This is a genomic window from Bradyrhizobium lablabi, from assembly GCF_018131005.1.
Taxonomy (GTDB): domain Bacteria; phylum Pseudomonadota; class Alphaproteobacteria; order Rhizobiales; family Xanthobacteraceae; genus Bradyrhizobium; species Bradyrhizobium lablabi_D.
The window spans coordinates 163878-187577 of record NZ_JAFCJK010000002.1 but is presented as its reverse complement, the minus strand read 5'-3'; the positions used below and the strand labels follow the sequence as shown (position 1 = coordinate 187577).

Annotated in this window: 19 protein-coding genes and 1 tRNA gene; 8 read left to right on the top strand and 12 right to left on the bottom strand. The window is 66.2% G+C overall.

Annotated elements, in window-relative coordinates:
* The first annotated feature begins 87 nt into the window (after window positions 1–87).
* Window positions 88–1632: an FAD-dependent oxidoreductase gene (locus JQ553_RS05870; RefSeq protein WP_212498970.1), complete on the top strand. Its 1545-nt coding sequence runs from the start codon at window positions 88–90 to the stop codon at window positions 1630–1632.
* Between the two features lie 490 nt (window positions 1633–2122).
* The gene (locus JQ553_RS05865) at window positions 2123–3574 is read left to right on the top strand and encodes a DUF4403 family protein (protein ID WP_249144001.1); all 1452 of its coding nucleotides are present in this window, start codon (window positions 2123–2125) and stop codon (window positions 3572–3574) included.
* Window positions 3575–3617: 43 nt separating this feature from the next.
* On the opposite strand, the gene JQ553_RS05860 is transcribed toward JQ553_RS05865, so the two are convergent.
* Window positions 3618–6209 carry an autotransporter outer membrane beta-barrel domain-containing protein gene (locus JQ553_RS05860; protein WP_212498969.1) on the bottom strand — a complete coding sequence of 864 codons (2592 nt, stop codon included), beginning with the start codon at window positions 6207–6209 and terminating at the stop codon, window positions 3618–3620.
* A gap of 570 nt (window positions 6210–6779) precedes the next feature.
* Here JQ553_RS05860 and JQ553_RS05855 point away from each other — a divergent pair.
* Both JQ553_RS05855 and JQ553_RS05850 read left to right on the top strand, forming a co-directional pair.
* The gene (locus JQ553_RS05855) at window positions 6780–7580 is read left to right on the top strand and encodes a lytic transglycosylase domain-containing protein (RefSeq protein WP_212498968.1); all 801 of its coding nucleotides are present in this window, start codon (window positions 6780–6782) and stop codon (window positions 7578–7580) included.
* A gap of 91 nt (window positions 7581–7671) precedes the next feature.
* Window positions 7672–8076 (top strand): hypothetical protein, encoded by a 405-nt coding sequence (locus tag JQ553_RS05850; protein ID WP_212498967.1) that lies wholly within the window; start codon window positions 7672–7674, stop codon window positions 8074–8076.
* Window positions 8077–8118: 42 nt separating this feature from the next.
* Here JQ553_RS05850 and JQ553_RS05845 read toward each other — a convergent pair whose 3' ends face one another.
* Complete coding sequence (locus tag JQ553_RS05845) at window positions 8119–8505, bottom strand: YciI family protein (protein ID WP_212498966.1); 387 nt, start codon at window positions 8503–8505, stop codon at window positions 8119–8121.
* Window positions 8506–9157: 652 nt separating this feature from the next.
* On the opposite strand from JQ553_RS05845, the gene JQ553_RS05840 reads away from it, so the two are divergent.
* The 4 genes from JQ553_RS05840 to JQ553_RS05825 all read left to right on the top strand — a co-directional run bounded on the left by JQ553_RS05840 (window position 9158) and on the right by JQ553_RS05825 (window position 11559).
* Window positions 9158–9231 (top strand) — tRNA-Gly (locus tag JQ553_RS05840).
* A 495-nt stretch (window positions 9232–9726) separates the two neighbouring features.
* Entirely contained in the window at window positions 9727–10011 is a 285-nt protein-coding gene (locus JQ553_RS05835) for a peptidoglycan-binding domain-containing protein (RefSeq protein WP_212498965.1), read from the top strand.
* 320 nt (window positions 10012–10331) lie between these two features.
* Window positions 10332–11144, top strand: a complete 813-nt coding sequence (locus JQ553_RS05830; RefSeq protein WP_212498964.1) for a BTAD domain-containing putative transcriptional regulator — start codon at window positions 10332–10334, stop codon at window positions 11142–11144.
* Between the two features lie 139 nt (window positions 11145–11283).
* A complete protein-coding gene (locus JQ553_RS05825) occupies window positions 11284–11559 on the top strand; it encodes a hypothetical protein (RefSeq protein ID WP_212498963.1) in 276 nt (91 codons plus the stop codon).
* Between the two features lie 150 nt (window positions 11560–11709).
* On the opposite strand, the gene JQ553_RS05820 is transcribed toward JQ553_RS05825, so the two are convergent.
* The 10 genes from JQ553_RS05820 to JQ553_RS05775 form a co-directional block, all read right to left on the bottom strand.
* Window positions 11710–13653 carry a methyltransferase domain-containing protein gene (locus JQ553_RS05820; protein WP_212498962.1) on the bottom strand — a complete coding sequence of 648 codons (1944 nt, stop codon included), beginning with the start codon at window positions 13651–13653 and terminating at the stop codon, window positions 11710–11712.
* On the bottom strand, window positions 13650–14615 hold the full coding sequence (locus JQ553_RS05815) for a hypothetical protein (protein WP_212498961.1): 966 nt from the start codon (window positions 14613–14615) through the stop codon (window positions 13650–13652). The genes JQ553_RS05820 and JQ553_RS05815 overlap by 4 nt, the downstream gene beginning before the upstream one ends.
* 29 nt (window positions 14616–14644) lie before the next feature.
* Complete coding sequence (locus JQ553_RS05810; protein WP_212498960.1) at window positions 14645–15868, bottom strand: hypothetical protein; 1224 nt, start codon at window positions 15866–15868, stop codon at window positions 14645–14647.
* A gap of 21 nt (window positions 15869–15889) precedes the next feature.
* Window positions 15890–17236, bottom strand: coding sequence for a hypothetical protein (locus JQ553_RS05805; RefSeq protein ID WP_212498959.1), 1347 nt, complete (start codon window positions 17234–17236; stop codon window positions 15890–15892).
* Between the two features lie 11 nt (window positions 17237–17247).
* Complete coding sequence (locus JQ553_RS05800; protein WP_212498958.1) at window positions 17248–18300, bottom strand: hypothetical protein; 1053 nt, start codon at window positions 18298–18300, stop codon at window positions 17248–17250.
* 16 nt (window positions 18301–18316) lie between these two features.
* Entirely contained in the window at window positions 18317–20155 is a 1839-nt protein-coding gene (locus JQ553_RS05795; protein WP_212498957.1) for a hypothetical protein, read from the bottom strand.
* Window positions 20156–20270: 115 nt separating this feature from the next.
* Window positions 20271–21665 carry a S8 family serine peptidase gene (locus JQ553_RS05790; protein WP_212498956.1) on the bottom strand — a complete coding sequence of 465 codons (1395 nt, stop codon included), beginning with the start codon at window positions 21663–21665 and terminating at the stop codon, window positions 20271–20273.
* Complete coding sequence (locus tag JQ553_RS05785) at window positions 21662–22459, bottom strand: hypothetical protein (RefSeq protein ID WP_212498955.1); 798 nt, start codon at window positions 22457–22459, stop codon at window positions 21662–21664. The genes JQ553_RS05790 and JQ553_RS05785 overlap by 4 nt, the downstream gene beginning before the upstream one ends.
* Window positions 22456–22704, bottom strand: a complete 249-nt coding sequence (locus JQ553_RS05780) for a hypothetical protein (protein ID WP_212498954.1) — start codon at window positions 22702–22704, stop codon at window positions 22456–22458. Before JQ553_RS05780 ends, JQ553_RS05785 begins: the two co-directional genes overlap by 4 nt.
* A complete protein-coding gene (locus tag JQ553_RS05775; RefSeq protein WP_212498953.1) occupies window positions 22704–23678 on the bottom strand; it encodes a hypothetical protein in 975 nt (324 codons plus the stop codon). Before JQ553_RS05775 ends, JQ553_RS05780 begins: the two co-directional genes overlap by 1 nt.
* Window positions 23679–23700: the final 22 nt, after the last annotated feature.

Sequence of the window (23700 nt, the reverse complement as noted above, 5' to 3'; positions counted from 1 at the left end):
ACGACAGCCAGTGTGTCTTTCTGATTGGAACCGAAGGCGAAGATGTGCTTTGGTTGCCATTGGCGCGTCCTCAGGGAGGAAACGCGAATGGCCGAAGAGAACAAGGGACCTGCCGGTCCTGACCTCACGCAAGGCGTCGCCCTCAGCGCCTTCGAGAACGACATGCTGCTCGGCCATGTCGGCGAGGACGAGGTGCTACTGGTCCGCAAGGGTGCCGAGATCTTCGCCATCGATGCGCATTGCAGCCACTATCACGGTCCGCTTTCCGACGGGCTCGTGGTCGGCGACAGCATCCGCTGCCCCTGGCACCACGCCTGCTTCGATTTGCGCACTGGCGAAGCGACACGTGCGCCAGCGCTGTCGCCGCTCTCGGTGTGGAAGGTGGAGCAGGGCGATGACCGTGTCGTCGTCAAGGCCAGGCAGGCGCAGCCCGACAAGCAGGCGCCTCGGCATGCTTCAAAGCCATCGGCGGCGGATGCGCCGAAGCGGATCGTCGTTGTCGGCGGTGGCGCCGCAGGCTTCACTGCCGCGGAAATGCTGAGACGCGAGGGGTTCGGTGGCGATATCACGATGCTCAGCAGCGATGCAGCGCCGCCGGTCGATCGTCCCAATTTGTCGAAGGACTATCTCGCGGGCAGTGCGCCGGAAGAGTGGGTGCCATTACGGCCGGACGAGTTCTATCGCGACTCGAACATCGATCTTCGCCTTGCGACCAACGTGACCGCGATTGTCGCCAATGCGAACCAGGTCGCGCTTGCCGACGGCAAGACGGTGCCTTACGACCGCCTGCTGCTTGCAACCGGCGCCGAGCCGGTGCGGTTGCTGATCCCGGGGGCCGATCAGCCGCATGTCCACACGTTACGCTCGCTCGCCGACAGCCGCGCGATCATCGCGGCGGCCAAGAACGCGCGCCGCGCCATCGTCATCGGCGCGAGCTTCATCGGGCTCGAGGCTGCGGCGGCCTTGCGTGCGCGCGATCTCGAGGTTCATGTCGTGGCACCCGAGGCACGCCCGATGGAACGCATCCTCGGACCCGACATGGGAGACTTCGTGCGCGCCCTCCATGAGGAGCACGGCGTGGTCTTCCATCTCGGCGACACCGTCGCCACCATCGACGGCAAGCGCGCCGCCTTGAAGAGCGGCGCGACATTGGAGGCCGAACTGGTCGTCGTCGGAGTTGGCGTGCGCCCGCGGCTCGCGCTCGCCGAGCAGGCGGGGCTCAAAATCGATCGGGGCGTGGCGGTGAATGCCCAGCTTGAGACCAGCGTACCCGGCATCTATGCCGCGGGCGACATCGCACGCTGGCCGGACCGCCATTCGGGCGGCGACATCCGTGTCGAGCATTGGGTGGTCGCCGAGCGTCAGGGCCAGCTCGCAGCCCGCAACATGCTCGGCCGGCGCGAGGTCTTCGACGCCGTGCCGTTTTTCTGGAGCCAGCATTACGACGTGCCGATCAACTATGTCGGGCACGCCGAAACATGGGACGAGATCGCCATCGACGGCGACATCAAGGGCAGGGACTGCCTGCTACGCTACAAGAGCAAGGGCCGCGTGTTGGCCGTCGCCTCGATCTACCGCGACCTGGACAGTCTGCGCGCCGAACTCGCCATGGAGCAGGGCGAGCGGGTCTGACATTCCGACGACAGACCGGCCGAGGAACAAACGGTCCGCTGTTCGCTTGCAGACTCATGAAGGGCATGAATTCTCGCGTGGCAGCGGACATCGTCGCTGGTGGTGCGATTGCACTAGCGCTGGCGGTAACTGCCTACTACGGATATCTCGCCTCGCTCTTGGTATCGCCGGATTAGCCGGAAGCGGTCCCTTGCGGCGGAGGTAGGCAGGGGTCGCGCCAAAAGTGGCGCGGCTTCGCGCTCGGCATTTAAGGCGCAGAGGTCACAAGGATTCCTCTGAGCCTTCCCGGCCACCTGAATGCGCGCCGCAGGCCCGTTCAGCGTTCCGACTGCTTTTTTGAGGATTCTTCTTAACCTTTCGGGCCCTGCGGAGACGGATATAGCGCGGGCCGATAGCTGCATATTGAAGCCGTATTTGTTTTCGACCGCCGGCTGCGTTGAGGGGCTAGACCGGATGCCGCCCGCCGCCGTTACCGACGACGGAGATCTTAATGAAAATGATTACGGTTGATAGTACCCGTACCGCGAGCAAAGCTTTGGCACATGTCTTCAACGGGGGATCGCTCGCTGCCTGCGCGGCTGCAATCGGTGTCGTCGGCTTTTGCTCGGTGGCGTCGGCGGCCGACAGGCCGCCGCTGGCGCCCGATACCGTTGCTCCGTTCAGTACGGAGTCGCGGATATCGGCGACCGTCGAGTTCGGTCTGCGCGCGCTTGCCGACGACATCGAGAAGGACATCCCGCGGCGGCTTGCCAGCATCGACGAACGCGTCAGTTGCGTGCACCGGCGCGTCCTGTTCTTCCGCGTCAACGCCAATTGCGATGTGTGGGGCTATGTCGAGCGGGGCGGGGTGTCGCTCTATGGCCGCGGCGATCGCGTCTATGGCTCGCTGCCGATCTACGGCGCGCTCGAAGGGCAGGGCGCCAACCGCTTCACGTCGCGCATCCATGGCGAGACCGAGGCCAGCGCCACGGTGGAAGTCGAGGCTCGTCCGCAGCTCAGCCGCGACTGGTCGCTCGACCTCAATATCAGCGACGCCTTCCACTGGGACGAGCCGCCAGTCCTGCGTGTGATGGGCAGGGCGATTCCGCTGGCGAAATATGCCGAGCCCCGAATCCACAGCCAGCTCGCTTTGGTCAGGTCGCGCGCTCTGGCCGCGGCCCGGCGCCTTGACCTGCACGACAAGGCGGAGACGGCGTGGCGGCACGCCTTCGAGCCGGTGCAGCTCTCCGACAATCCGCAGGTCTGGCTGCAGATGACACCGCAGGCCGCTGCATTTGCCGGCGTGCGGGCGGATTCAAGGGTGCTACGCGGCTCGCTCGAACTGTCCGGGACGGCCGAAACCATCGTCGGCCAGAACCCGTCGCCCGTGACGCCGACGGAGTTGCCCTCGCTCGGCCACGACGTCGGTACGCCCGGCGAGCTCGACGTCATCCTCCCGGTCCGGGTCGGCTATGACGTGCTCAAGGACAAGCTCAAGCAGGCTATTGCGGCGATGCCGCTTGCGGCCGGCATCGCCGTTCGCGACGTGGACGTCTATCCATCGAACGGCAAGCTCGTGATTGGTCTGCGCCTGGCAAAGGCGTCCGAGACGGATCCCGCGGCCGGGACCTGGGTCTATCTCTCGGGCGCGATCCAGGTCGATGCTGACGGCCATGCCATCCGGCTGTCCGATGTCGGCGTAGCGACCAGTGACGAGGGCCTTGCACCGGTGATCAATCCGATCGCCGCGCAACTCGCGTCGAAGGTGAATGTCGACTATGGTATCGCCTATGAGAACCTGCTGAACGCCGCCAATGCCAAGCTCAACCGGCCGCTGAAGGACGGCTTCCGCATGGAAGGGCATCTCTCCTCGGCCAGGCTCGAGAAGGTCAATCTGCCCGCCGACGGTGTCGTGATCGCCCTGCGCGCAAGCGGCGACCTGAAGATCCTGTACGGGATGTAGCGCATCAGCCGCCGCAAGCCATCGATTATTGTGGCGGCGTCTCTCACCACACTACCCGGAGGCCGCCGGTGCCCTTGTAGCTGTGGTTCGCGGTAGCATCTTCGAGGCTCGCGCGATAAGTCGCTTCGCCGTAAATGGTGTAGCGGCCGTTGGCCCAGCTATAGCTGCCGCCGCCCCCGATGCTGCCCCACAGCCGATCGTTGGAATTGGCGAAGCCCGTGCCGGAGACATCGGTCCGGGTGCCGTCGAGAAACTCGTAGTGGAGATTGCCGATCGCGTAGACGTCGGAGCGGACGATGCCCGAGCCGTCGTTCCATGTTAGTTGATGGTTGAGCAACAGCCCGACGCGGCCGAGCAGGCTGTCGGCATTTTGGAGAGAAACCAGCGCACCGAAGCGATCGGTAAAGGCGTCGAAATCGACTTTCGAGTAGGCGAGCTGAGCCTGCGGCGCCAGCCAGAAGCCATTGCCGACCGCAATCCGCTTGCCGCCCTCGATACTGAAGGCGTAACCGAAACCTTCATTGCCATGGGTCAGGTTGCCTGCGAGCTCCGATGACAGGTCGCTGTGGTAGAACATGGTCTGCGCCTGGCCGTCCACGTAGAAGCCGTCATGGCCATACCAGGTGGCCGTCGCCCCGACGCCTGATCCCTCGGCGCGGATGCGGCCATTGCCGAAGAACGAGCTGACATACGCCGTCGTCAGCCCGTATTGCGCGGTGAGACCGACGATCAGGCGCCCGCGGTCATTGTCGAGCGCAAGTCCATCGAGGCCGGTCTGCGCCTTCATCTGGTCCGCATTATAGGTTGAGCCCGTGGTGTTCGAGGGCTGCAACGCGGCCTGGCCACCTTCGATCCGGCCCCAGAATGCCGATTGCGTCCAGGATCCGTCCGCCTCTGTCGCCGTGTTGGCGCCCGCGCGCGCCATCGCCTCGCTGCCGTCCCAGTAGCGGTTGCCGACGCGCTGCTGCAGCGACGGCAGCTCGTTCATGCCGAGCAGCACCGCGGCATAATTCTCGTAGACCGACACGCCGGCCTGGTAGAGCGGGCCCGCGGCGGCTGACGACTGGGTCGGAGCGCCCGGCGGTGGATTGATGAGACTGGAGCGCAGGTACCAGTCGCCATCGGCCGGCGTCGAGATGCCGTTCTTCTGCAGGGTGTAGGCATAGGCGCCGGCCACGACCGCCTGCTGCCCCTTCAGCACATAATCTCCGACGAGCGCAAAGCTGCCGTTCGAGGCGCCGGCGACGTCGACCACCTTGATGCCGTCGGCCGTCGGCGCGCCGGTGCCGCCGACATTGTTGATCCGCACGATCGATGCGCCCGACGTGCTCCCGTTCACGATCAGACGGTCGGTCGCCGAATTGTCGCCGCCGAGAATGGTGTTGAAGAGGAGCGTGCCGCCGTTGCCGACATAGTTGCTGGCCACCGTCAGCGTGGTCCCCGGCGTGGCGCCGAACCGCACGGTGCCGGCATTATCCAGAGAGGCCACGGTCTGGTTGAAGCCGTTCAGGTCGAGCGTTGCGCCGGAGTTGGTCACAAAGGCGGAGGCGGCGCTGAATGCGCCCGCAGCGCCGGCGCGCAGCGCACCGCCGGTCAGCGTGGTCGTGCCGCCATAGGTGTTGGCGCCCGACAGCGTCTGCGAGCCGCTCGTGATCGTCAACCCGCCGGTGCCGTTGATGGCGCCCGCGAACATATCGTTTGCGTTGGTGATGATCAGGTCCTTGGCGCCGAGCGCGACGGTGCCGTTGCCTGCCAGGCTCTGGATGTGGGCGCCGGCGCCCGTGATCTGCGAAATGTCGAACGTTGCGTTCGTGACCACCCGGCGCGAGTTGGCGAGGGCATCGGCGGAAGAGCCGGCAGCTCCTGCCAGCGCAAGCGTGCCCTGTTGGATCACCGTTTCGCCGGTGTAAGTGCTGCCGGCGCGGAACGTAAGGGTCCCTGCGCCGGTCTTGGTCAATCCACCAACGCCGCTCAATCCAAGCGAGCCGATGTTGTGGCCGTTGGTATCAAACGTCAGTCCGCCCGCGGCGATGTTGTTCTGGTTGAGAGTGCCGCCAAAGAAAGCGGCGTTATCGGCGGTGGCCCGGACAATGGCATTGTCGTAATTCGCCTGACCCTTGGTCCCGATACTAATGCTGGGCGTCTCCAGCGTGCCACCGCTGATGTTGAGCGTGCCGGTATTGATCGTGGTGCCGACTACGGTCCTTGTCGCGACGACGGTTGTGCCGTTCTCGATGTTGAGGATGCCCGTGCCTGAAGTACCGACGGTGAGCGTGCCGTTGGCAATCCACTGCGACCCGGCTCCGGTTACGGTTACGATGGCGGTGCCGGCTGCGGTGTCGCCGATCGCCATCGTACCAGTGCTTGTCAGTGTGCTGCCGTTTTGAATTGTGAGGTTGGTCGTCGCTCCGGCCGACGCGCGCACATTGATGGTGCCGGTTGTGCCGGTCGCCGGGCCGCTCACGCCGAGGATGACGGTTGAACCCGAAGCAATGGATACTGCACCGCCCGCAGGGGCCGTTCCACCTGTCCAGTTCGAACCGACCGTCCAGTCGTTGCTGGTGGCTCCGGTCCATGTCTGCGCCGCCGCAGATCGCGGCAATAGCGCCGAGAGCGCGGTCACTGAGACGCTCATCAGCAGCATGCGGTGGAGTTGAGCGCGCGTGCGGGACGGAGATGAGCGAGTCCTGTGTGGACCCAAGTGTCGCTTGTCATCCGTTTGTCGTGAGATCGTCGCAGCCCCGATGCATTTGCGCATGGTGCCCAGCCCCATATTGTTGGTGTTGTTGCCGCGTCCCCGACTGCCGGATCGTTGTCCGGTCAGCGTTCATCGACAGCGGAGTTGTTGTTGGTCGCGACGCTATGTGACCTAGTGTGATCCGGTCAACAAACGGGCTCGTTACTCCAGGCGGAACAGAGCGCGCTGTGCTGTCCATGCAACGTGTGGGCGAGGGCGTTAACTGAGCGCTAACCAGTCTGACGCCGCCATCGCGCCGGCCATTGCGATGGCGCGAGCACGCTTTCCCTGGGCGTCGCCCAGTGACCGGGATGGCCAATCGCATTTTCTCGAAATATCCTTCGATTTTGGTCCGCATCCTGCCCGCCGTTTGATCATGAGGGCAGGATCGGGCCGACCATTCGTCGCGCCTTCGGCCAACGCCAGTGGTGCGCCAAGGCGAGATGCATAATGTGAGGGAGGTTTCGGATGACCAGGGGCAGGCAGATCGCGACGTCGGCTCTCGCCACACTCTCGATCCTTGCAATGATGAAGGCGGGAGCAAGTGCCGCAAGTTGCGGCAACGGGCCGGCTGGCTTCGAGAGCTGGAAGCAGCAGTTCTCCGAGGAGGCGAGGGCCAAGGGCATCGGCGCAACCGGCGTCGCGGCGCTGATGCAGGCGCACTACGCCAGCGCGACCATTGCCGCCGATCGCAGCCAGCATAGCTTCCGCCTGTCGCTCGATCAGTTCATGGCCAAGCGCGGCGCGTCGAGCATCGTGGCGCGCGGTCGTTCGCTGAAGCAGTCGCAGGCGGCGATGTTTGCGTCGATCCAGCAGCGCTACGGCGTCCCGCCTGGACCGCTGATTGCGATCTGGGGCATGGAGACCGCCTTCGGCAGCCAGCGCGGCAATCAGAACATGCTGTCCTCGATCGCATCGCTCGCCTACGACTGCCGCCGTCCGGAATTCTTCACCGACCAGCTCTATGCCGCGTTGAAACTGATCGATCGCGGTTCGCTGTCGGCGGGCACGCGGGGCTCCATGCATGGCGAGGTCGGCCAGACCCAGTTCATGCCGAAGAACATCCTCGCCTATGGCACCGGCAATCTCGACGTTGCCGCAAATGCATTGAGCTCGACGGCAAACTTCCTGCGTTCCCATGGCTGGCGTGCTGGAGCCGGTTACCAGCCAGGCGAGCCGAACTTCGCGGCAATCGAGGCGTGGAACGCGGCACCGGTTTATCAGAAGGCGATCGCGATCATGGGGCGGCAGATTGACGGCGGCCAGTGAATGTCAGCGCAGCGCCGTCGACTTTTCACCGCATGTTAACGGACGGTGACCATCGTGAGCGACGTAACGCGAGGGAATGGAGAGCGCCTCCATGCTCAAGGACGGCACCTACGCGGCCTGGTTCAGGACGCCGCTCGGCGAGGGCACAGGCATCGTTCATTTCGTCGACGGCAAAGTCTGGGGCCGCGACAGCATCATGCTCTACAGCGGCAACTATCAAGTTGCCGGCGAGCGATTCTCGGCTGTCGTCACGGCCAAGCGGCACACCGAAGGCCATGCGACGGTGTTCGGCATCGATGACCTCGTGATAAGGCTCGAAGGCGAGTCAAACGGCACCATCGCGACCTGCAAGGGAACCGCCGACGCGGCGCCCGGGATCGCGTTCGAGGCGACGCTCATTCTCAGCCGGCAGGCCGAGACCGAGCCGGAAGCGAATTCGTGCTTGCCGAAATTCGCCCTCAGCAGGTTGCCGAAGCTGTCGAGCCGCTGGCGCTGAGCCGGGGTTGTTACGCCTCCGGATGTCATGGCGAGGATCAGCTCAAGCGTCGCTCGGGTCCTCCGTCACCGGAAATGGCGCGCCCGGCAGATAGACCCTGATCGCGCGGATCTCGTAAACCGCCGAAGGATTGGCGCTGCGCAGATCGCGCGCGGCCGCGATGGCGGCGTCTTCATTGGGGCAATCGATCACATAGAGCCCGAGCAACTGCTCCTTGGTCTCGGCAAACGGGCCGTCGATGACCACGCCGTGCCCCGGTCCCCGCAGGGTGCGCGCCTTGCGGGTCTCGCCGAGCCGCGCGGCGGGACCGAGCTGGCCCTTCAGCCGCTCATGGACCTGCCTGAGGCCGGCCATGACGGAAGCGTCCTGTTCGTCCGTCCACGACATGACCTCGGCTTCGACGTGATAGGCCAGGATGGCATAAAGCATCGACATCTCCTTGTTTGGGCATGGCAATAGCGTTTTCGAGCCAAGTGGATTCGGGTTTGCGGGAAGAAAACGCGTCAAGACAAGAATCTAGAGCTTCGATTTCTAATTCAATCAGAACCGCGAATGCTTTAGCCAAAGGACGCCGCCGCATCGCCATCGCCGACATTTCATTCCAGCGAATTCGCAAGCGGTTTGTGCTGCGGTCGAAGGGCCCGCGAAACCACTTGCGGAAAACGGCCTATGTTCTTGCGGCGGCTCAGCCTTCACGTCGGCGCGCGAGGCTTCCGGCCACGATGGGCCGGCGAAGCGCGAGGCCTCGCACAAGCAAAAGGCGCGGCGGGATCGCTCCCGCCGCGCCCGATTTGTTGTCTCGCTGGTCCAGGGCTGAGAGCGCCCCGATGCCAGGCTTGTGGTCAAGGCCTAGCGGGCGATCCCAGCGAGGTGACAGCGCTTGAGATAAGACACTGGATCACCTCCTTTCGTTGTTAATGGAAGCGCCAATATAGGCGGTGGGGCCGCCCTTGTTAAGGCCAGAGGCGGCAGGGGGACCAGGGCAACACGGACTCACCTTCGCGAAGCATAGTTTGCGGGGAACAAGGACGTTAGCGGGACGGTTGAGGCCGCCGCCCGGCCGTGTTAGGTCACCGCCGACGCGGGTGTAGCTCAATGGTAGAGCAGCAGCCTTCCAAGCTGAATACGAGGGTTCGATTCCCTTCACCCGCTCCAATGTTTTCAATCAGTTAGCGCAGATCCGCTTCTTCATTCGGAATGACTGCCGCTCACTCGGAATCCTGATCAGTTCTTTTTCGCGCCGCCCCGCCGCTTTTTCGTGCTGGTGATGATTTGCTTCGTGGTGCGCTTCTTATCGCCGCCTACCTTGCGCCATGATCCCGCGGTCCGCCAGTTTGTGCAGCTCGGCTCATTTTTCGGCACAGAAGCGTGCGTGGAGAGAGTCAATCAAGAGACCGGAGGCACAACCTGAGGCTCACCGGGAACGAAAAAGGGCACCTTCGCTCGACACATCCTGGGATAGGGCTTGCGTCACTTTGCTCTCTGGCGTCACTCTACTCCCCAGCATATGCTCCGCCCCCGGTCTGGCTGCGTTGAACCCGATCCCGACGCAGATCAGCCCCGGCCGGGGTGTCCGTGAGGGGGGCATCAATGGCAGAAAATCTCCTGTCGAGGAGCTGTCGAGGCCTTGGAGTCCGGCGCGTCCAGGACGTGCCGAACAAGCGGGTGCTGCCGCCGGTCAATATAACAACCAAGCCGCGTATTGCGCGATTGAACATCGACAACATTTTCGGACCAAAAACGGACGCCGTGGTCCGCGAGCTTCAGCGGCTCAACCGGACCAAGATTGACGGAATTGTCGGACCGGTTAAGCGGATTCATCTTTTCCCCTACGCGCAGTTCTCGGCAGACATGAAGGTCGGGGAGAATTCATCGGCGCCATCCCGATCAGTTTCGGGGCGCGACAAGGAACCCGGTTCGGTCTTCAACCCGTAGGACGAGACGTCGAAGGACCCCGAGAAGCCTCAGGGCTTGCGATTCGAACTGTTCATCGGAAGAGGAATAGAGACGAAGCAAAGAGATCATCCCTGGCAACCCCGCATTGAAAAAGCGGAGCAGACACAGGTGGGACCGTTCAGTCCGCTTTCCCCATTTTATGCCGCCGTTTCAGTCGCTCAACCACCCGGATTGGTCTATCGACAGTTCTATATCCCCGTGAGCGTGCCGTGACTGCAGCGATTGAGTGCAAAGATAGGTTGAGTACATCAGTTGCAATCAATTGAAGTTGACGAGGTGTTCTATCGAGTGGAGGTTGCATGCTTACCGTCCATCTGTTCGGCGCGGCATCCTTCTTGGTCAACGGCGCAATGGTGCGATCCGATCTCGGTACGGGCGGGCGGCTGCTCGCCTGCTATCTGTTCGAGTTCTTCGGCCGGCCGCACCGGCGCGAGCAGCTCGCCGAGCTGTTCTGGAGCGATGCTGATCCCGCCAAGGCACGCTCGGCGCTGAACACGGCGATCTGGCGTATCCGCAAGCTGCTCGAGCTCGACGGCAAGGAGACCGCTCGGCAGCTGATCACGGTCGGCAGCGACGTCATCTTCGAGCAGTCGCAAGCGGTGCAGGTCGATACGCATCAGCTCCAGGAAGCCTGCAAGCGCGTGCCGAGACATCCGAACGGCAGCGCCCTGTCGGAGCAGGACGAGCGAGAGATCAGCGCGGCGGTCGACGGCTATGGCGGACCGTTCCTCGAGGGTTACGACAGCGACTGGGTGCTGCAGGAACGCGAGCGGCTGCATTGCATGTTCGTGCGCTCGACTTTCGAACTGATGCGCAGCGCCGCGCTGCGCTGCCAGTACGAGCGCGCGCTCGACTACGGACGGCGGATCCTCGCGACCGATGCGCTGCGCGAGAACACGCAGCGCGACGTGATGCTGCTCCTGGTGCTGAACGGCCAGCGCGCGGAGGCGATCCGCGCCTATCAGCGGCTGCGGCAGCTGCTGCGCTCCGAGCTCGACATTGAGCCCGCGCCGGAAACCAAGCAGCTCCACCATGATATCGTGTCGGACGCGATCTTCGCGCGCCTCGACGACTATGCGCGGGCCCAGTTCGGCGTGCGCATAGACTCCTGAAGGCCCGATGATCGAGGCCTCGTGATTTCCCCGTGACCGCTGCCGGCCTTCGGCGAAATCGCAGCGCGAGGCCGCCGCGATGCGCCGGTGGTCGCCGTCGTTTAGGCTCTTCTCATCACGACGCAGGACACGGCGCGCAATGCAGCACTCACCCACCCGGATCGTGCAATCCTTCTGGCTCAGGTTCTGGCACGAGTCGGGCGAGGCCGGGCCGCAGCAATGGCGCGGCACGATCTGGCACGAGCAGCAGCAGCCTGGCGAGAAGCCGAAAGCCGTCGCCAGCCCGGAGGAGGCATTCGCCTTCGTGCGCCGCGCGCTTGAGCTGCCGCCGGATACGGCGGCGGTCGAGAAGCGGGCGGAGCGCGAGGAGGGCTGGCTCGCGCGGCTGCGCCGGCGCGCGCGCCTGCGGAAGTGAACTGGCCAGATCGATGCCATCATCCCGGACTCGCCCAGCACGACCCGGGAGCCAAGCATCCCGAACGCCCCAAGCATCATGGTGGATGAGTCCCGGTGCTTCGCGGTAGCGCTTCGGCCGGGATGACAGCGCGAGGGATGCAGCCGGAGATCAAGCTGCCGCTTCTTCCCAAGGCATGTGGGCGGATTCGCGCCACTGATGCACCGGCGCGCCATGTAATCGCAGCGGCGCGGTGAACAGGAAATAGGTCTTCAGCATGCCGGTTCGCGGCAGGTAGTCCTGCACTACGCGATCCGGGCTGACGCCGGCGATCGCGAAATCGTGCGACACGACGCGCGCGCCCGGCCGCAACCGCAACAGCTGCGGGATCAGCTTCACGTTAAGCTGCGGCAACAGGTAAAGCGTCACCACGTCGGCCTGGCTCAGGTCGACGGCGAACAGGTCGCGCTGCTCGACGCGCGCAACATCGCCGACGCCGGCGGCCGCGATGCGCGCGCGCGCCTCGGCAACGCGCTGCGGATCAATGTCATAGCCGATCGCGCGGCAGCCGCTGCGCAGCGCGGCCGCAACCACGATGCGCCCGTCACCACAGCCGAGGTCGATCAGCGTCTCGCCGCGGCGCGGCGCCGCGAGTGTGAGCATCGTGTCGATCGCCTCGGGCTGCGTCGGCACGAACACGACGTCGGGCTCGCGTGCGGCATCCTGCGCCGCGAGCGCCTGCGCCTTGGCGGCCTTGTCCTTCGGCTTCTCCTGCTCCTTGGGCTTTTCCTTCTCCCTGGGCTGCTGCGTCCTCTCCTTCTCCTTCTCCTTCTCCTTCTTGGCCGCATCGGCGCGCGCCCGGTCGGCATCTTCGACGGTGCCTCTTCCGCCCGCCTGCGGCGGTGACAGCGCCGGCGCGAAGGCCTTGGTGGTCGCCTCGGCGCGCTTCGCCTCCGCTTCGCGATTCGCCTTGTCGCGCGCGGTGCGCGCGTCGGTCGCGGCCTTCATCTCGGCCTCGGGACTAAGCGTGTTCACTTTGATGCGCTCGATTTGCGGCCCGCCGGCAAGCCGCTCGAGCGGCAGGTAGTCAGTCTTGAACACGAGCTCGACCGAGGAATTGAGCTCGAGGTCGGTGTTGATCTCCTCGGTGTTCTGCGAGCGCTGGGTCGACACGTAGCTGATGGTGTTCTCCACCTCGGCGCTCGCGCCCCACGGCCCGTAGCCGAAGCTTCCGGCGGCCTTGACGCGGTTCTGCATGCCGAACTGGCTGCCGCGGTCCTCGCTCGCGGCGCTGCGCGTGTCGATGTGAAAGCGCATCGAGGCATTGATCCGGCCGCTGTCGATGACGATGCGCTGCATGCCGAGCATCACCATGGTCGCGAGCATCTGCTGGCGCTGGCGCGCGATCGCGCGACGCGCAAGCGGCACGAGCTGCTCGGGATTGCCGGCCTCTACGCTCTCCTCCGGACCGAGGCCGAGCACCGCGCGCAGGGCATCCGGCTCCGGCATGCTGGCGTTTGGCTTCAGCCGCAACGTGATGCTGGCGAGCTCCTCCGGGTCGGGCGGATCGTCGCCCGGCTCGACCTCGGGCAGGTCGTATTCGATCTGGTCGGGAAAATGCTCCGCCACCCAGCCGCGCACGCCGACGATGCTGAACTGCGAATGCTCGAAGCCCTCGGCCGAGGCCGAGACATCATTGAGCAGCTTGACATAGAGCTGCATCTGCTGCGCATTGCTGTCCAACATTGATTTGAACACGCCGCTTATGAGATCCGTGACAAAGCGGGGAAACGACACCGCATTGAGCACGTTGCCCGTGATGCCGGCGATGCGGTTCGCGGCTGTGCCGAACTCCGGCGCGTCCTGCGCGCGCGCGAGCGGCGCGCGGCGCGGCGCAGCGCGATCGCGGGGCAGGGCGGGGCGCGCGATCGCCGCGTCGGCCTCGGCCTCCTCGGCGATCAGCGCGGCGGCAAGTGTGCTCACCTTCACCATCGCCTGGGCGAGCGCGCGCTGCGCATCCGGCTGCAGCCCGCGGTAGCCGGGCGACTGCTCGAGCACGCCGCGCACCGTATGGCGCAGCCAGTCGGGCGGCGGCGTGGTGCGCAGCGCGGTCACAGCGCCAATCCCGCGACGGTTTCCGGCGCGGCCGGGCTGCGGGACAGGCGCATGTCCGGCGGCGCCGAGGAGCCGTGTCCGGCGCCTTGCACCGCTCGCCACGCCCCGCGCCAGGCTTCGGCTGCGGCCATCAGCTGCTGGCCCTCCGGCGCCGCCGGGTCGAACGCATAGCGCTGCGGCACCGCGGCGGCCAACCAGGCGAGCACGGTCGCGCCCTCGCGGCCGAGGTCGATGCGACCCCGAATATCGCCGCTGCCAGTGCCCTGCTGGCTGCCGACGACATTCAGGAGACCCCACAGGTCGTGCACGCCGAACGCGGTCTGCAGCAGTCGGTCGCGCAGGAAATGCGTCGCCTGCGACAGCGCCTGCACGATGTCATTCGCGGCGAACGTCGCCATGCCGACGGCGCGCGGTGAGAGCCAGCCGGCGAGCACATCGGCCGCCTGCTGCAGGGCGACGCGGGCATGGATATCACTCGCACGCGGCGGATCGTCGAGCTGGTCGGCGAGCGCGTCGCACAGCGCCTGCATCATCGGGTAGAAAGCCTGCGGCTCGAACACCTGTGCGAACAGCTGCTCGCGCTCGGGCGTGGCGAGGCGCTCGCGCCGTCCCTTCCAGAATTCCATGATCAGCTGCGCGGTCGCGCCGAGCGGCTGGGTGAGCGCGCCGCTGGCGAACAGGCCGGCGACCAGCTCGGCGGTGCGCAACAGGCCGGCATGTTCGAGCTCGCAGGCGAGATAGAGCGGCGCGATCACCTCGAGATGCGCGGCGTCCTCCGCGGTCGGCGCCGAGTCGGGCAGTTCGATATCGCCGAGCTCGGCGAGCGCGGCAGCGCGCGCGGCGCGCCGCAGCGCGACACGTCGCGTGGTCGCCAGCGACTGCGCCAGCACCTGCAGTAGCCGCGGATCGATGCGGCGCGGCGCGCGCGCCTCAATTGGAAAGATATCGGAGCCGATGCGCATGGCGGTTACCGATCTCCGCAATGGCGCGGTCATTTAGCCGACGGCTTCACGTTCGGATCCACCGGGAGCGAGTTGCCTTGGATTGCTGCGATCATGCCGGGGGTGGCTAGCTTTTCCATAGGAAAATAATCCGATTTGAAGTTCACCCGCACCTCGCCACTGAGCTTCGCTTTCACCTCCGCCTTCGATTCCGAGCTCTCGTCGACTGCCGAGCCGACCGTGGTGATATGGCGCTGCTCGTTGACATTGACGCTGCCGGCCGCGCCCCAACCGAAGTGCACCCCGGCGGCGCTGGTGTTGCGGTTCATGCTCGACTGGCTGTCGTAGAGTGAGGCGCGCGCCTGGCGCTGCGCCTGGTCGCTGGCCTTGAGGTCGAACACGACCTTGGCGTTGATCGCGCCGTCGGTGACCACGATGCGGTTGATGCCAAGGAGCACCATCGAGGAGAGTAGCTGCTGGCGGCTTCGCGCCATCTGCAGCCGCGCCGCCATCACCAGGCGGGTCTCCTGCTCGGGATCGGACAGGTCTGTGATGGGCTCGGCCATACCGATCTCGCCGTTGATGCGCGCGAGCGCTGCGTCGTTGTCCTCTCCCTTGAGCACGAGCTTGGGCTGGCCGCCTTCCTCGTCCGCGCCTTCCTCATCTATGTCGATCGCGTCGGGAAACTTATCGACCAGCCAGTCCCGTGCATTGTTCGTGCTGATATTGTCCTGCGCGAACTGGTCGACGGTCTGCGCGACCGATTTGAGCAGCTCGCCATAGGCATTCATCTGCTGAATCGATGCGTTCACGATCGCTTGGAATACATTCCGAATCAACCCGCCCACGAAGCTCGCGAAATCGACCGAGCCGATCAGGTTCTTGTACTGCTCGACCCCCTGGCGCACCGCGCCGGCCTGGAAGTCGGCGCCCGCGAAGGTGCCGATCTTGTCGGACGCCTTGCGGCCGGCGGCATCGACCGCGGCATCCTGGGCACGCGCCAGCGGCCGGCTCGCGGGCTGCCCGCGCGCGGCAGCATGGGGATCGACAGCGCCGTGCGCATGCGCGAGCAGCGCGCGCCCCGGGGTGAGCTCCTGCTTGGCGAGTCCGTCCGGGTTCGCCATATAGGATGCAACCCGCACCATGGTGCGCGCCATGTCGCGCTGCTGTTCGGTCGGCAGGGCACGAAAGCCCTGCGAGGACTCCAGCAATTGGCGGACCTGCGGACGCACCACCGCAAGCGTCTCGTCGTCGAGCCAGGCCTTTGTCGTCATACTCGGGCCCTCTGTGTACGATCACCGCGCCGCGGGTGCCGGCGTGGCAGGTGTGGCGGTCGCGGGTGCCGGTGCGGTGGCTGCCGGCGCGGGCGCAGCGGAGGCAGGTGTCGCTGTCTGCGGACGGCCCGCCATGGTCTTCACCATGCCCGGTTGCGCGTTCATCTGGATCGCCGCGATGTTTTCCGGGTTCGCCATTTTTTCAAGCGGCAGAAAGTCACTCTTGAAGTTCACCTCAACTGCACCTACAAGTTGTGCCTTGGCGCTGAGTTGCGAGTCGTCCATCAGCTTCGAGGTGCTCATCATGTTGAGCACGGGTTGCTGCGAATAACGGTAGTTTCCCTTGGAGTAGTAGCTGCCGTCGCGCCGTTCCTCCGAATCCGAACTCTTGCTGTAGCTGCCGCCTTCGCTCTTGCCCTCGTAGTCGCCCGAATAGGTGCTCGTCATCTGCAGGTTGCCGGAAGCATCTTTCTCGTGGTCGAAGCGGGTCGCACTACGCGCATATTTGCGGCTGTCGGAAGCCTTGAAGTCGAATACCACCTTGGCCGAAATCTTGCCGTCGGTGACCACGATGCGGTTGATGCCCAGCATTACCATGGTGGCGAGCAACTGCTGGCGGCCTGTGGCGATCTGGGTGCGCGCTGCCGGAACCAGCAGCGCTTCGACCAGTTCGTCGTCGAGCCCGGTCAGCGGCCTGTCGAGCGGCAGCGAGCGGTTGAGCCGGTCGATAGCGGACTTCTCGTCGATGCCATCGCGCAGCGTGACCTTGGGCTGCGGCGGCGCATTGTCGTCACCGCCGAAATCGCCGAAGGCATCGTCCCCGCCCGCCATGCTCAGCTCGAACAGGTCGGGGAACTGGTCGACCAGGTGATCGCGGCCCTGGTTGTCGGTGGTGTTGTCGTCGCGGAACTGGTTCAGGCTCTTGGAGACGTCGGCCACCAGCTTGGCATAGGCCTCCATCTGCTCGATCGAGCTCTGTACGATGCTGTGAAACACTCCCTGAATCAACCCAGAGACGAATTCTGGAAAATTTACTCCCTCGATGAAGGCCTTGGCCTGCTCGACTCCGGTCGCGATGGCAGTGCCGAATTTGGGCGGGTCATCGCCGGCGAGGGCGCGCACCTGCGGGCTCTGCCGCTTCAGGCGCATCCCGTCGGGCTCGGCCAGATAGGTGCCGATCTGCACCAGGCCGTTGGCGAGCTCGCGCCGCTTGTTCTCGGGCAGCGCATTGAAGGCCTGGGTCTGCCGCAGCAGGTCGTGCACCGCGACCCGCGTTGCCTGCAGCGTCTGCGGACTGACGCGCGAACGGGCAGGAGGCAGTTGCGGCGCAGCGCGCCGGAGCGCAGTCGACGGGAATACGCTTGGCATCTCGGGCCTCCTCAGTTCTGCACGCGCTGCTCGTCGAGGGCGTCGGAGATCTGGAATTCGATCGGCCGCACATAGAGGTTGATGCGCGCCTGCGCGTTCGGCGTCACCGTCACCGACAGCACCGAGAAGTGGCCGGGCTCGTTCGCGTCATCGACCCCGAACGCCGAGAGCCAGCGCTCGAGCGCCGCGACCTGGCGCGGTCGTTCCGCAAGGCCTAGCCGCAGCAGGTCGAGGAAGCGGCTCGGCAGGTCCGGCACCGCGGCGAGCAGCGCTTCGAGCTTCATCTCGACGCCGGCCGGCGTATCGCGCAGCCCGACCAGCACGCCGCCGTTAGGCAGTTCGAAGCGGCCGCCGAGCGCGACCCCGACCACGCGCATCAGGCTTGGGAGCTGGTGGCCGATGCCGAGCCGGTTCATCAGCGGCCCTAGCGCGGAGAGCGCGAGCGGCCCGCGATGCATGAAGGTGACGCGCTGTGTCCCGGCGTCGCGCTTGCAGCCGATCGAGGTGAAGATCGGCATCAGGCCGGGCATCACGCTCATCGCAAGCCGTGTGAGTCGCGCGAGGTTCGGCGCGAGCGCGTCGATCTGCGAGGGCGCGATCTCGTAGTAGATCTTCGCGCCGTAGAGGCCGTCTTCGTCGAAAGCGCTGCCGAACCAGGCGCCGTAGGACATCCAGCCGAGCCCGCCGAAGCCGCGCCATTCCTCGCTGCGCGCATCGAACCAATTGAGCGCCTCGCGCCCGAACAGCGGAGCGATCAAGCGGCGCATCTCGTTGGTCGCTTCGTTGCGCCGGTCGACCGGCGAGGCATCGGGCCCGAGCGGCTCGATAGTGAATCGGAGGGTGTCGGGCTCGGCCTCGGAGAACGAGGGCTCGAACGGCACCGCCCCTGGGGTGAGGCGGTTGTCCGCATAGGCTACGTCGTCATCGGGCCGGTAGAAGGTGCGGTCGATCAGCGGTCCCATGATCGGCAGCGGGTCGCGCACGCCGAGCGAGTGCGCGGCCTGCTTCAGTGATTGCTTGACATGCGCCGCCATCGGCTGCGCGTGGGCTTGTTGGCGTTGCATCGTGTTCTCCTCTGTCTCATAGCGACGGCAGCCCGATGTTGGTCGGCGAACCGGAGCCGTTCAGTCCGATCCCCATGCCGCCGAGCACGTCGCGAGCGACCTGCGGAATGTCGATCGGCCGGCTGGTCATGGTCGGAGCCTCGATCGGCTGCGAATACTGCTCGATGCTCTGCTCCTGTACGCCGCCGACCGCGAGCCACTGTTCGCAGGCATTGACCAGATCCCAATCGCTCGGTTTGAGCAGCGGATTGGCGGAGGCGTTGACGATTCGCAGCCGCGGATTGACGATCGCGTCGGGGTCGATGACGTCGCCGCCGATATTGGCGAGGCGCTGCACGTTGTCGGCGACCCAGCGGATGATCACCGCGCCGGCGCGGCTTTGGGTGCGATAGCGGTGGGTGTTTCGCGCGCCGCCGAGATAGTTGACGTTGACCATGTCGATCACCTGCCACATGTCGCGTGCCCCGAAGGCGTTGCGCAGCTCGCTGTCCTGCAGGATGTCGCGGAACTCGATGATGGTCTGCTGCAGCTCGGTGGCGGCGTAGTAGCCGATGCCGTAGCCATTGCGCGACAGGTTGGCGCCGAGATCACGCGCCGCCTTGCGCACCTGTTCCTGGCTCACCGCCATTGGCACGGAATTGCGCAGCAGGCGCTCCACGGTGAGTTGACGCGCAAAGCTTGAGACCGCCGAAACGAAGCGCAGCCACAGTTCGTTGAAGTCACGGTTCGGCTCGCTCGCCGGGTTGCCGCCCGGCGCGCCGAACATGCGCAGATAGAGGTCGCGCCGCTCCGCCTCTGTGAGGCGCTCGGCCGCCTTCTTGTAGTAGCCGAACAGGAAGTCGCCGACCTTGCCGCGTCCGACCGGCACCAGGCCCTGACGGAACAGGTCGACGATGCGCTCGACCACCTGGAACAGCCGCACGCCCTCGTCGAGCTGCCAGCAGAAGTAGATGCCCTGGGAGGCTTCGACGTTGCCCTTGACGATCTCGATGTCGATCGCTTCCTCGAGATCGGGCAGCATGATCTCGATGGTCGAGGGCGGCGCGCCTTCCACCACGCCGGTGGTCATGTTGTAGGCGCTTTCCAGGCGGCTGCTGATCCAGGGATCGTTCGCCGTCACGCGGTCGTTGACCAGCTTGCGCACCACTGCCGCGATGTTCTTCGCCGACATCACGTTGACGATGTCGGTCGGGAACGGCTCCCAGCCGGGCATGTCGGCGGGGTGCGGATCGCCCTTCACGTCGCGGCGGTAGGGCTTGTTGCCCTGGTCAGGATCCTGGTTGATCGATCCGTCTGGATCGATGCAGCCAAGGATGTCGCGGTCGACCAGTCCCTGGTCGATCTGTCTCTGCACGTCGGTCTCGTAACGCCGGCTGAAGGTAGTGTAGGCGGCGCGGAACAGCGCTTCGTTCTGACGCAGCTCGCCGTGCGCCTCACTCACCTTCTTGATGAAGTCGGGCGCGCTCGCGAGGGTGATATTGTCCAGTTCCAGGAGGCCGCAGACAAAGGCAACCTCCTTCTCCTCCTCGGTCAGTTCCTCATCTGCCTCATTGGGCCTCTGCCACTGCGAGCCGAACAGGCCGTACATCGCGACCACGCTGTCCCGGTTCTTGATTAGGTCCGTCCAGGGCGTATGCGTCACTGCGGCGGCAACGCTTTGGAAGAACGGATCGACCGGGTAGTCGCTGTCGAGCGCGGCAGCGATGCGCACGAGGTCGGCTTCCTGCGCGTCGGTGAGACCTCCAGTCTGGCCCCCGATGCGCTTCGCGGCGACGAGCTGGTCGTGCCGTTCATGTAGCTTGACGCGCTCTTTCAGCTCGCGCTCGCTCAGATCAATTAACAGGATGCGCTTCATGTTCGAACCTCCTGAAGGGGTTGGGAGTTCTGCGGGGTGAAAGCGAGAGGTTGACTTCCCCCTCGGGTGGAGCCGGATGTGCGGTTGCGTGCTGGTCTGGTCATGGCGACGTTCCTCAGGCCTGCAGCTCTGTGTCGATGGTGCGGTCGAGCAGCGTCAGCGCCGCCCAGGCGTCTAGCACGCCGGCACCGCATCCCTCGGTGTCGGCGCCGGCCGCGAACGGCCGTGCGCTGACGGTGAGGATGTCGCGCGCGGTCGCAGGATCGAGCGGCCAGGCGCGGCTTTCGGCGTGCGCCACCAACAGGGCGCAGACCGCGGAGACGAACGGCGCTGCGAAACTGGTGCCGCTGACGCGGGTGTAGCCCGAGAGCCCGCACGTCCAGATGTCGCGGCCGGGCGCGCACAGATCGACATGCGCGCCGCGCGTGCTGAACGCGCTGGGGGTGAGCGTGTCGTCGATCGCGCCGACCGCGATCACCGCGTCATACGCGGCCGGATAATAGCGTTCCACCTGACCGGAATTGCCGCTCGCCGCCACCAGCAGCACGCCGCGCGCCGCGGCGTAGCGCACCACCTCGGCATGCGGGCGCGGATCGTCCGCCCCGAGCGCGGACTCCGGCGTGCCAAAGCTCATGTTGATCACCTGCACGCCGAGATCGATCAGCCGCTTCATGCCGGCATCTATATTGGCGAGCGCGCCGACGCCGACGCGCTTGTCCCCCTGCAGCGCGGCGCCGAGCACGCGCACCGGGGTGAGCCCGCACAGTCCGGCGCCGCCGGCCGGCATGCCCGTCCCGCTGGCGCGCAGGATGCCGGCGCAGGCCGAGCCGTGCCCGACCTCGTCTGTCGGATCCTCGTCGCGCGCGCTGTTGTCGCCGATCAGCGTCAGATCGCCGAGCGTCGCGGCGTCGAGATCGACGGTGTCGAAGCCGCGCCGCAGACGGCGCGCGAGCTCCTCATGGTCCTGTGCGACGCCGGTGTCGGCGAGGCCGACCACGACGGAAGGATCGCCGCGCTGCAGCGCGAGCGCCTGCGGCAGGCGGATCACGGCGCGCGAGCGGCGCGCCGCGACCGGGTCGAGCGCGAGATGCGTGCGCGAACGCGCATCGAAGGGGGTCGCGCAGACGAGATCGCGCGAGACCCGCTCGACCTGTGGCACCTGGGCGAGCGACTGCACCAGCGCGTGCAAGGCGCTGTCGTCGGCGACCTCGACGCGCAGCACGCGCGCGACGCCGGAAAGCTGCTCGACGTCGTCGAAGCGGCGCACACCGGGCACGCCTGGCCGCATCCTGCGGGTGACGCGCGCGCTGTGCAGCCGCACGCTGCGCGCGGCGCCGCCGTGATGCAACAAGAGTCGATCGATCGGTCCGCCGTCGATCCGCGTGGCGCGCGGAGCGCCTTCCTGGCGCACCTCGCGCAGGCTCGGCACATGCTCGGGCATTTCGCCGAGCTTGAGCGTGAGCACCAGCCGGCGCGGCACATGCGGGGCGATCGGGCGTAGTGTGATCATGCGGTGCTCCCGGATGCCCAGCGTCCGATGCCGCCCTGTGCGAGCGGCACCCGCGCGATTTCGCCGTCGCCGAAGTCGATCTCGGCATCGAGGCCAAGCTGGCCCGCATGTGGCGCCAGCACCATGCGGCCGTCATGCGACTCGACCACTGGCACGTTCTGCCCGGCCGCGCGCACGAACGGGATGCGCCCGGCGCGCAGGCCGGGTGCGCGCAGATGCACGCGCGCGGCCGCGCCGCGTTCCGATCCGGCTTCGGGCGCCGGCGCCTCGACCTGCGTGACGCGTGGTGCGGCGGCCGCGAGCAGGGCCTGCTGCAGCCGGTTCACGGGCATGCGCGCGAGCCGCGCCACCACGTCGGCGCCAGCGGTCTTGCGCAGGTCGGTCAGCTGCTCGACGGTGCGCACGCCGATGCGCTCGAGTCGGCGCTGGTCCTCGTCGCTGAGCTGGCCGTGCATCGCCTCGCGCAGCGAGAACTGCGGGTCCTCGGACTTGAAATCGACCGCGTTCTCCTCGACCATCGACCGCGTGACAGTGGTGAGGGTCAGCTTGATGGTACTCGCCTCGGTGTCGCCCGGACCGGCCGGGCGCACGAACACGTCGTCATCGACCAACTGCACGAAGGCGCGCACGTCGAGCGAAACGTCCTTCACGGCGAAGGTCAGCGGCAGCTTGGCGACCCGCGCCTTCAGCGCCATCGAGGCCTGCGCGCGGTCGAGTTGCTCGGTGAGCGACGTGATGAACACGTCGAACGGCACGCCGGATTCCTGCATGAGAGGCGGTAGCGCCGGGTTCATGGCAGCCACTCCGTCGGCACGGCATCGAAGCTCACGGTGAGGCGCGACTGCGCCTGCCACCACGGCGCGTCGGCGGCGTTGCGCGGCGCGTCGGCGAGCAGCGCGCAGCTGCCGTCCTTGAGCACCAGCGCGACATCGACCGGCAGGGTCATTTCGGCCTGCGTCAGGCGCACAGCGGATTGCTGCGCCAGCGTCTGCATGCCGCCCTGCAGGTCTTCCAGCATGGTGGCGAGGTCACGAAGCATCACGCGCCTCCGTGCGGAGCGGGTGCGGACGGTGCAGCCGCCGGTGCGGCCGCGGGCGTCGAGCCGGGCGCCGCCGGGGCGCGCGACACGGGCGCGGCATTGCGCTGCACCAGCGAGAGCTTCACTGGGTCGGCGAGCCGGTCGAGCGGCAGCGTCTCGCTCACGAAATTGAGCCTGACCTCACCGAACAGGTCGGCACGCAGCGTGCTGTCGCTTTGCGCGTTGACGCCGAGCGTCGACACCATCGTGGAATTCGCGCCCCCATAGGTGAGGCTGCCGCGCTCGCCCCAGTCGGCCACACTCTTCGGATCGCTGCCGGTGGCGTAGCCGACCTTCGCGGCGTCGTTTGCGGTCGCGCGGAACATCACCTTGGCGGTGATCGAGCCGTCGCGCACCGCGACGCGGTTCATGCCGAGCACCACCATGGTGGCGAGCAATTGCTGCCGGTCCGCGCCGACGCGCGTGCGGACCTGCGGTAGCACGCGCTCCTCCAGCAGCTCGCTGGTCAGCTCCTCGCCCTCGATGCCATAGTCGGCGAGCCAGGCGGGCGTCAGGCCCTCTGCGATCGGCACCAGCACCGGTGCGGGCTGCTCGGCGGTCGGCGCCGCGACGCGCACCTCGCCGGGATAGCGCTGCGCCAGCCAGTCGCGCGCCTGGTTCGGCGTGACGTTCTCCTCGGTGAACTGCTCGACCGTTTTCGCCACCGCCGACACGAGACTGGAATAGCTCTCCATCTGGCGGATCGCGGCGTCCGTGATGGCGTCGAAGGTGCCGTGCACAAGCCCTGCGACGAAGCCAGGGAAGTCGATCTCGTTGACCAGCGCGCCGGTGCGTTGCGCCAGCGTCTCGGTGGCCGGTGGCTTCGGCTGCTGTGCCGGAGCGGGCGGCGACGCAGGAGCCGGGTCGGCGAGCGCCCGCGCGCGCGCTCCGTTCGGTTGCGGCGGAAATATTGAACTGCGCGTGCGTTCGTTCATGGTCGACCGATCGCTGCCGGAT